Annotated in this window: 8 protein-coding genes and 1 rRNA gene; all 9 read left to right on the top strand. The window is 48.5% G+C overall.

The genetic code is table 11. The features are described 5' to 3' along the window. A 5S ribosomal RNA gene (gene rrf, locus AB9R92_RS00300) occupies positions 1–84 on the top strand; the annotation flags it as partial. Positions 85–227: 143 nt separating this feature from the next. Beyond that, on the top strand, positions 228–1,643 hold the full coding sequence (locus tag AB9R92_RS00295; RefSeq protein WP_370667597.1) for an aminotransferase class I/II-fold pyridoxal phosphate-dependent enzyme: 1,416 nt from the start codon (positions 228–230) through the stop codon (positions 1,641–1,643). 65 nt (positions 1,644–1,708) lie between these two features. Then, positions 1,709–3,235 carry an exopolyphosphatase gene (gene ppx / locus AB9R92_RS00290; protein WP_370667596.1) on the top strand — a complete coding sequence of 509 codons (1,527 nt, stop codon included), beginning with the start codon at positions 1,709–1,711 and terminating at the stop codon, positions 3,233–3,235. A 21-nt stretch (positions 3,236–3,256) separates the two neighbouring features. Then, positions 3,257–5,374: an RNA degradosome polyphosphate kinase gene (locus AB9R92_RS00285; protein ID WP_370667595.1), complete on the top strand. Its 2,118-nt coding sequence runs from the start codon at positions 3,257–3,259 to the stop codon at positions 5,372–5,374. A gap of 84 nt (positions 5,375–5,458) precedes the next feature. After that, complete coding sequence (gene tmk / locus AB9R92_RS00280; protein ID WP_370667594.1) at positions 5,459–6,091, top strand: dTMP kinase; 633 nt, start codon at positions 5,459–5,461, stop codon at positions 6,089–6,091. A gap of 174 nt (positions 6,092–6,265) precedes the next feature. Next, complete coding sequence (locus tag AB9R92_RS00275) at positions 6,266–6,595, top strand: cyclic-di-AMP receptor (RefSeq protein ID WP_058382245.1); 330 nt, start codon at positions 6,266–6,268, stop codon at positions 6,593–6,595. Between the two features lie 84 nt (positions 6,596–6,679). Then, entirely contained in the window at positions 6,680–7,672 is a 993-nt protein-coding gene (gene holB, locus AB9R92_RS00270; protein ID WP_370667593.1) for a DNA polymerase III subunit delta', read from the top strand. 4 nt (positions 7,673–7,676) lie between these two features. Next, complete coding sequence (locus tag AB9R92_RS00265) at positions 7,677–8,489, top strand: PSP1 domain-containing protein (RefSeq protein WP_058382243.1); 813 nt, start codon at positions 7,677–7,679, stop codon at positions 8,487–8,489. 13 nt (positions 8,490–8,502) lie between these two features. Beyond that, complete coding sequence (gene yabA / locus AB9R92_RS00260) at positions 8,503–8,862, top strand: DNA replication initiation control protein YabA (RefSeq protein ID WP_058382242.1); 360 nt, start codon at positions 8,503–8,505, stop codon at positions 8,860–8,862. Positions 8,863–9,032 lie beyond the last annotated feature (170 nt).

Genomic DNA, 9,032 nt, shown 5'->3' with positions numbered 1-9,032 from the left:
TCCCATCCCGAACACGGAAGTTAAGCTCTTTTGCGCCGATGGTAGTTGGGGGTTTCCCCCTGTGAGAGTAGGACGTCGCTGGGCAAGTAGAAAGGCCGTTACCGGTTCATTCCGGTAGCGGCCTTTTTTGTATGGTTTTTGTAAAAAAACAGCCCGGCTTTTCGAAAAGGCGCAGCGTTCGGTATAATGGAATAAACTATGAATGAAAACGTGAGGATGTAAAGATTATGACTCAAAGACGTCCAGTGGTGGATGCGTTATTGGAATTTCAAAGAAGACGGCCGATTTCGTTTCATGTTCCAGGCCATAAAAACGGCCTGCTGTCGGGCTTGCCGAAAGAATTAAAAGCGGCACTTGCTTATGATATGACAGAGCTAGAGGGCCTTGATGATTTACATGCCCCCAACGCGGCAATTAAGGAAGCTGAAGATTTATTAGCAGGTGCATACGGTTCAAAAAAAAGTTATTTTCTGGTGAACGGGTCAACTGCAGGAAATCTTACGATGATCCATGCGGTCTGCGGAGAAGGGGACCTGGTGATTGTGCAGCGCAACTCGCATAAATCGATCTTTCATGCGCTTGAACTTGCCCATGTAAAACCAGTTTATGTAGCGCCTGAATGGGATGAGTCCTCCCAAAGCGCCGCAGCTGTTGCCCTTTCTTCAATAGTGGCTGCCATAGATGAATATCCGCAAGCAAAAGCGGTCGTTTTGACATATCCGAGTTATTACGGCGTGGCTTCTTCTGAGTTAGAGGCAATTATTGAATTTTGTCATGAACGTAATATCCCAGTACTTGTCGATGAAGCGCATGGGGCGCATTTAGCAGCAGGCGAGCCGTTCCCTGTGAGTGCATTAGCATATGGAGCCGATGTAGTGGTTCAGTCTGCGCATAAAACTTTACCGGCTATGACAATGGGCTCCTATCTTCATATAGCAGGAGAACTAGTGGAGGAAAGAATGATCAGGAAGTATTTGCGGATTTTTCAATCGAGCAGCCCTTCTTATCCCATTATGGCTTCGCTTGACGATGCGAGGGCATATATCCAAAACTACTCTGTCCATGATAAGCGTGATTTTCTCGAGAAACGCCTTTATTTCATTTCGAGCATCAAGCGGATTCCTGCACTTGAAGTAGTGGAGACGGATGATCCGCTGAAATTATTGCTGCGGGTCGAAAATAGAGGGGGATTCCAGTTGAAAGAAGCACTGGAACGAGCCGGTATTTATGTAGAATTGGCAGATCTTTTTCAGGTATTGTTAATTTTGCCGCTGTCAAAACCTTGGCATGCTTATCCGTATGCAGAAATACGCAGTCGCATCAAAGAAGCTGTGCACAGTGTGCGGCTATTGGAGAAGCTTACGCCAGGCTTCCGTCCTGGTTATCCCAAACCCGTGACAGTGCCTGAGCTGTCGTTTGAGGAAGTGGATTTATCGGTGCAAGAATGGGTCCCTTATACGCGGGCGATTGGCCGGATCTCGTCGGCTATGGTGACCCCTTATCCGCCTGGCATCCCGCTGGTAACGGCAGGGGAGAAGTGGACGGTTGAAAAAGTGGAGGAGCTGTCGGATTATCTAGGCGCCGGTGCGGAGATACAAGGGGAGCACCGCTTGTCGGAAAAGCTGGTTTCTGTTATTCCGTAGTGAGTAGAACAAACGCGCGGGTGGTATACAATAGCATATGCGAAAGCGAATGTGGGGGTAATAGTATGGAACAGGAAAAGTACGCGATTATCGATATTGGCTCGAATACCATCCGGTTGGTTGTTTATACGCGGGATAAGAGCGGGCGTTTCTCGGAAAGTGAGAACGTCAAGGCGGTGGCCCGTCTCCGCAATTATTTAACGGCTGATAATACACTTTCCGAAGAAGGCATACAAGTGCTGATCGATACCTTGAAAAGTTTTCAGGAAGTCACTCGCCACCATCAGCTCGAAGCGATTAAATGCGTGGCGACGGCTGCTGTACGGCAAGCGAAAAACCAGGAAGTTATTATCGATCGAGTTGGAAAAGAGACAGATTTTACCATGCGCATCCTATCGGAATACGAGGAAGCGCATTATGGTTATTTGGCCGTGGTCAATTCAATGTCGTATAAAAGCGGCATTACGGTTGATATCGGTGGTGGCAGTACAGAACTCACTTTATTTGAAGGCCGTGAACTCATTCATTTCCATAGTTTTCCGTTTGGTGCCTTATCGTTGAAAAGACAGTTTATCGAAGGCGATACACCGAAAAACAATGAACTGAAGGCGTTGCGGGAGTTTCTCGAACAGCAGTTTTTAACACTCGATTGGATTGAAGGGAAGAAATTGCCGTTGATTGGAATCGGGGGCAGTGCGCGGAACTTGGCGCAGATTCATCAGGAAAAAATCGACTATCCACTTTCCGGTATCCATCAGTACATCATGAAACGGAAAGAAGTGGACGAAACGAATAAATGGCTGGAATCGATGGCGTTTGACGATTTGCAGCGTGTGGAAGGCTTATCGCGCGACCGGGCGGATATCATCATTCCGGCGGTGGAAGTGTTCAATTGCCTAATGGAATTGATTGATGCCGAACTCTTTGCTTTGAGCCGAAAAGGGCTTCGGGATGGCGTGTTTTATGAGGAAATGACAAAGGATTTCGAGATGCCGGTGTTTCCAAACGTCATTGAGGAAAGCTTCTACGATTTGGCAATCGACTACGACATCAATTTGACGCATGCTATCCATGTGACCAATAGCTCGCTGATGATTGTGCGGGAATTGGAAGAGCAAGGGCTTCTCGAACTAACAGAAAGAGACCATCAATGGGTCCGTCTTGGCAGTTCCATGTACAATCTCGGTTCGTATATCGACTCTGAATCGAGCAATCAGCATACCTTCTATCTACTAGCAAACCGGACCATCGACGGGCTCTTGCATAAAGAGCGCATCATTGTCGCCTTGCTTGCTTCTTATAAAAACAAGAACTTGTTTAAACGCAATGCAGCGCTCTACGAAGACTGGTTTACGGAAGCAGAGTTGGATAAATTCAATATCATCGGTGCAGTCATTAAGTTTGCTTATAGTTTGAATGCGACAAAACGCGATATTGTTGAAGACATCCAATTGGAATCCCAAAAAGAAGAGCTCATTTTCTCTATCCAATGCCGAGAAGACTGGAAACCGGAGCAATACCAGGTCGAGAAGCAGAAAAAGCATTTGGAGAAGCTATTAAAGAAAACGATCACCGTCCACTTTCATGAATGAAACCTGAGGGGGAGTTTTGCCGTGGGAAAGAAAAAGGAAGACATGATCCAGTTGAACAATCCTTCTTATTACAATAACCGTGAACTGAGTTGGCTGGCGTTCAATGAACGGGTATTGCAAGAAGCGCTTGACCCGCGCAATCCGCTGCTCGAAAAGCTTAAGTTCCTGGCGATTTTCAGTTCCAACTTGGATGAGTTTTTCATGGTCCGTGTGGCGGGATTGCAAGACCAAGTGAAGGTGGGCTTTAATAAGCCTGAAAATAAAGCCGGAATGACGCCAAAGCAACAATTGCATGAAATTGCCTTAAAAAACCACCAATTGGTGAATTTGCAATATGACACCTTGCGTAAAATATTGTATCCCAAGCTTCAGAAAGAGCATGTCCATTTCCTCAAAGTAAGGGAATTGAACGATTCGCAGCGTGAGGCTTTGGAGACTTATTTTGACGAGCATATTTTTCCGGTGTTGACCCCGATGGCGATCGATGCCTACCGCCCGTTTCCGATGCTATTGAATAAAAGCATCAATTTAGCGGTGGTCTTGGAGGACACGGCAAAAGAAGCGGATTCTGAACAACGGACGCGCACAGCCATCGTGCAATTGCCTGCGATGCTTGAGCGGTTTGTCCAATTGCCGGAAAACGGCGGCTTGCGCAAATTATTGTTATTGGATGACGTCATCGGCTTTTTTATCGGCAAACTGTTCCACGGTTATGAAGTCAAATCGACAACCGTGTTCCGTATCACCCGCAATGCGGATATGACGATACACGAAGAAGGCGCGCGCGACTTGCTTAAAGAGATCGAAGAAGAGTTAAGGAAGCGCAAATGGGGAGCTGCCGTCCGGCTCGAAGTGCAAAAAGACGGTTTGGATCCTGTCATTTTGGATTATTTGATGGATGAGTTGGAAGTGCATCCGAAAGATGTCTATGAAATTGACGGTTTTCTGGATTTGACGGTATTTTTCAGTTTTTACAAGAAAATGGCCCCGGTATGGGAGCATTTGGTCTATGAGGGGAAGATTTCCCAATTGCCGGTGGGGATGGAGAACGGCAAAGCGATTTTTGCGAGAATCGCCGAAGAAGACGTTTTTTTGCATCATCCCTATGATTCATTCGAGCCGGTCGTTGAGTTTATTTCGGAAGCGGCGGACGATCCGGATGTACTCGCAATCAAGCAAACTTTATATCGTGTCAGCGGGGATTCCCCGGTGATCAATGCTTTGAAGCGGGCAGCGGAAAACGGCAAGCAAGTGACGGTGCTGGTCGAATTAAAGGCGCGTTTTGATGAGGAAAACAACGTGCACTGGGCGAAAGAGCTGGAAAAAGCGGGCTGCCACGTTATTTACGGCATGACCCATTTAAAGACCCATAGCAAAATCACTCTCGTGGTACGCAAAAAACAAGGGCGCATCGAGCGCTTTGTCCATCTTGGGACTGGCAATTACAACGACCAGACGGCAAAAATCTATACCGATATGAGCTTATTCACCTCGAAAAAAGAAATTGGCATCGATGCGACGAATTTCTTCAATTACTTGAGTGGGTATACGGAAAAGCCGGAATTCCATTATCTATCGGTGGCGCCGTTTTCAATCAGGAAAGACATTCTTCATTTGATCGATTCTGAAATCCGTTACGAGAAAAAGTACGGCAATGGCCGAATTGTGGCTAAAATGAACTCGTTGACCGATAAGATCATCATCATGAAGCTGTATGAGGCATCACGTGCCGGTGTAAAAATTGACTTGATCGTCCGCGGCATTTGTTGCTTGCGGCCAGGGATTCCGGGAGTGAGCGAAAATATCCGCGTGCGCAGCATTGTGGGACGCCTGCTTGAACATAGCCGCGTGTATTATTTCCATCAAAACGGCAAAGAGAAGACCTTTTTGTCCTCTGCAGATATGATGACGAGGAACCTGAACAACCGCATTGAAATCCTTTTCCCGATTCTCGATAAGCGGGTGAAAGGGCAGGTGTGGGATATTCTTGAGCTCGGCCTGCGGGACAATGTGAAAGCCCGCGAACAGGACGAAGAAGGCAATTATGGCTATGTGCGGAGAATTGAAGGGCAAGCGGTGATCGATAGCCAAATGGAACTGTTCGAGCGTGCTTACCAAGTAGCGGAAGACGAGGAATAAGGTCTAAAGAAAGTTGTAGAACAGCCCGTTTTTGCGTTATAGTGGGGAGTGTTTTAGTTAAAAGACAAGGGAACAGGTGAAACTATGAGTTATTTTATTACGCTAGAAGGCGGCGAAGGATCGGGCAAGACAACGGCGCTAAAGAAGCTGGCAGAACGCCTGACGGCTGATGGGTTTGAAGTGGTGACGACGCGTGAACCGGGGGGCATTGAAATCGCGGAGAAAATACGCGAAGTCATCCTGGACCGGACACATACGGCGATGGATGCCCGGACCGAAGCGCTATTGTACGCAGCGGCACGGCGCCAGCATTTGGTGGAACGTGTACTGCCGGCGCTTCAGGCAGGGAAAATCGTTCTTTGCGACCGTTTTGTCGACAGCAGCCTCGCTTACCAGGGCCATGCACGCGGGCTTGGTCTGGACGATGTGCTGGCGATCAATGAATTCGCCATCGAAGGGCATATGCCGGAATTGACGCTGTATTTTGATGTCAATCCGAAAACAGGGCTTGCGCGCATCGACCTCGATCAAGGCCGTGAATTCAATCGCCTGGACGAGGAGTCACTGGCGTTTCATTACAAAGTGAGAGAAGGCTATTTGCTCTTGCTTGGCCGTTACCCGGAACGCATGCAGCTGATCAATGCAGAAAATGAGCTGGATGAAGTGGTGGCGGATGCATATGAAGCTGTGCAGCGCTTCCTGGCTGAAAAACAATAATGGATTGCCGGCAGCCCTGTTCGTCAAGGGCTGTTTTTTCATGCGCAGAATCAACGGCCTTGTGTAAATAGCCATGAATTTTTCGCATTGCCTAAAGGAAAGATGTGACGGCACGTTCGCCGTTCGTGTTATACTAATACATAGAGAAGCAACCAAAAAAAGGAGTGAGTGCTGATGAAACTCGTCGTAGCAGTGGTACAGGATCAAGACAGTAACCGCTTATCCAACGCGTTGACGAAAAATGATTTCCGGGCTACCAAGCTTGCCAGTACGGGAGGGTTCTTGCGCTCAGGAAATACCACCTTTTTGATCGGGGTCGACGATAGCCGTGTCCCGAAGTTGATGGATTTGATCCGTGACAATTGCCGCGCGCGCGAACAGATGGTGGCGCCGGTTTCCCCGATGGGCGGAAATGCGGATTCGTATATACCGTATCCGGTCGAAGTGGAAGTGGGCGGCGCGACGATTTTCGTCTTGCCGATCGAACAGTTCCAGCAATTTTAAGAAACAGCCTGGCTGTTTCTTCGCCCGCACTACCCGTGATCCATCTGGAACACGGGATTTTTTACAAAGTTTGAAGGTGGAATCATGCACAAGACCATAGAAGAATTGCAGGACATGCAGCCAGTTGTGTTGAAGCGGCTGCAAGGGGCATATGCCAATGACCGGCTGGCCCATGCATACCTGCTTGAAGGGCCTTCGGGATCCGGAAAAAAAGAACTGACGCATTTTTTTGTCAAATTATTATTATGCGAAACCCCAATCGATAATGTTCCATGTGAAACATGCCGAAGCTGCAAATTGTATGAAAGCGGCAATCACCCGAATATTTTATTCATAGAACCGGATGGCCAGAACATCAAAATCGACCAGATCCGCGATTTGATTTATACGATGAACAAGACGGCGCTGAACAGCGGGCGCAAAATCTACGTGATTGAGCAGGCGGACCGGATGAATAATTCGTCTGCCAATGCCTTGCTGAAGTTTTTGGAAGAACCGGAAGCGAATGTGACGGCGCTATTACTGACAGAGCGCTTGAATGCCATCATGAGCACGATTCGCTCCCGCTGCCAGCTAGTATCATTCCAGCCGCTGTCACGGCCGAAGTTGATGGAGCGATTGATGGCGGATGGCATGACGGGCTCGATGGCGGCAACGGTGAGCATGCTGACGCAAAGCGAGCAGGAAGCGAAGCGATTGAGCGAGGAAGAGCAGTTTGCGGATGAGCGGAAACTGGTATTGAAGCTCGTCGAGACGGTGGGGAGCAATGTCCACGAGGCATTACTTTTGATTCAATCTGATTGGCTGCCATTATTCAAGGAGAAAGAAGATGCCGAAAGAGGGCTCGACATGTTATTATTTGCATATCGGGACATCGCGACAGTGAAAGCGGGTCTTGAGACTGCACGCACATATCCGGACATGGAAGAAACTTGGAAGCAGATGGCGCTTCAACGTTCGTTCGATGTATTGTCCAGGCAGTTGCAGGCAGTGTTACAAGCCAAACAGCAATTGCCGCGCAATATGAACCGGACACTGTTGATGGAGCAATTAATGCTGAATCTGCAGGAGGGGTAAACAATTGTATAAAGTAATAGGAGTCCGCTTCAAGAAAGCGGGTAAAATATATTATTTCGATCCAGGCGAAGCATTGATCGAAAAAGACGATTACGTCATTGTGGAAACAGCACGGGGGATCGAATACGGCAAGGTGGTCGTTCCCGTGAAAGAAGTAGGGGAGAACGATGTCGTTCTTCCGCTTAAGCAAGTAGTGCGCGTCGCCACTGAACGCGACCGCCTGCAAGTGGATGAAAACCGCTCAGAAGCGGAGCGCGCGTTTGAAGTCGGGACGGAAAAAATCGAGTCGCACCGTTTGGACATGAAGCTGGTCGATGTGGAATACACATTCGACCGCAACAAAGTCATTTTCTATTTCACCGCAGAAGGCCGCGTCGATTTCCGTAATTTGGTGAAAGACTTGGCGTCGATTTTCCGCACGCGCATTGAACTCCGCCAGATTGGCGTGCGCGACGAGGCAAAAATGCTCGGCGGCATCGGGCCATGCGGACGCATGCTGTGCTGTTCGACGTTCCTCGGCGATTTCGAGCCGGTGTCGATCAAGATGGCAAAAGACCAAAACCTGTCGTTGAACCCGTCGAAAATTTCCGGGCTATGCGGCCGTTTGATGTGCTGCTTGAAGTACGAGAACGACGAATACGAGCAGGCGAAAAAGGAAATGCCGGATATCGGCGCACGTGTCGAGACGCCAGATGGCAACGGCCGTGTCGTCAGCTTGAACTTGCTTGAAAGAGTATTGAAAATCCGCCTGGCAGAACAAGACCAGACGCTGGAATATACATTGGATGAAATCATGAACCAAGGGACGAGAGCGTGAGGTGGTGGTATCAGTGAAAGAAAAGAACTTTTTGGATACGGTCATGGACTTTGAACAGCAATTGGAATCGATGCAAGAGCAGTTCCGTGATTTGAAAACAGTCGTAGCGCGGACGATGGAAGAGCATCACGCGCTGCAACTGGAAAATCACCATTTGCGTGCCCGTCTCGATGAACTGAACGAAAAAGTGCCGGAACCGGAAAAAGTCGACCCGGTGAAACTGAAAAAAGCCGTCATGGACATCGGCGAAGGCTACGATAACTTGGCGCGCCTGTACCACGAAGGCTATCACGTCTGCAATGTCCATTTCGGCAGCTCCAGAAAAGGCGACGACTGCCTATTCTGCCTATCGTTCTTGAACAAGCAGAATTAATAACGAAAAGCGAGGGCGCCTGTTCAGCTCTGACAGGCATAAGACAAGTTCCCGAAGCGGCGCTTTTTGCCGAATAGGGTAAACGGCTTATGACCCGAGGAGCTAGGCGTTCGAGTTAGACATGAAGAAAAGCGAGAGCGCCTGTTCAGCTCCGACAGGCATAAGACAAG

The organism is Planococcus sp. SSTMD024, from assembly GCF_041320495.1.
Taxonomy (GTDB): Bacteria; Bacillota; Bacilli; order Bacillales_A; family Planococcaceae; genus Planococcus.
Note: the sequence above shows the minus strand (reverse complement) of the source record. Positions and strands in the feature narration are given on the sequence as shown.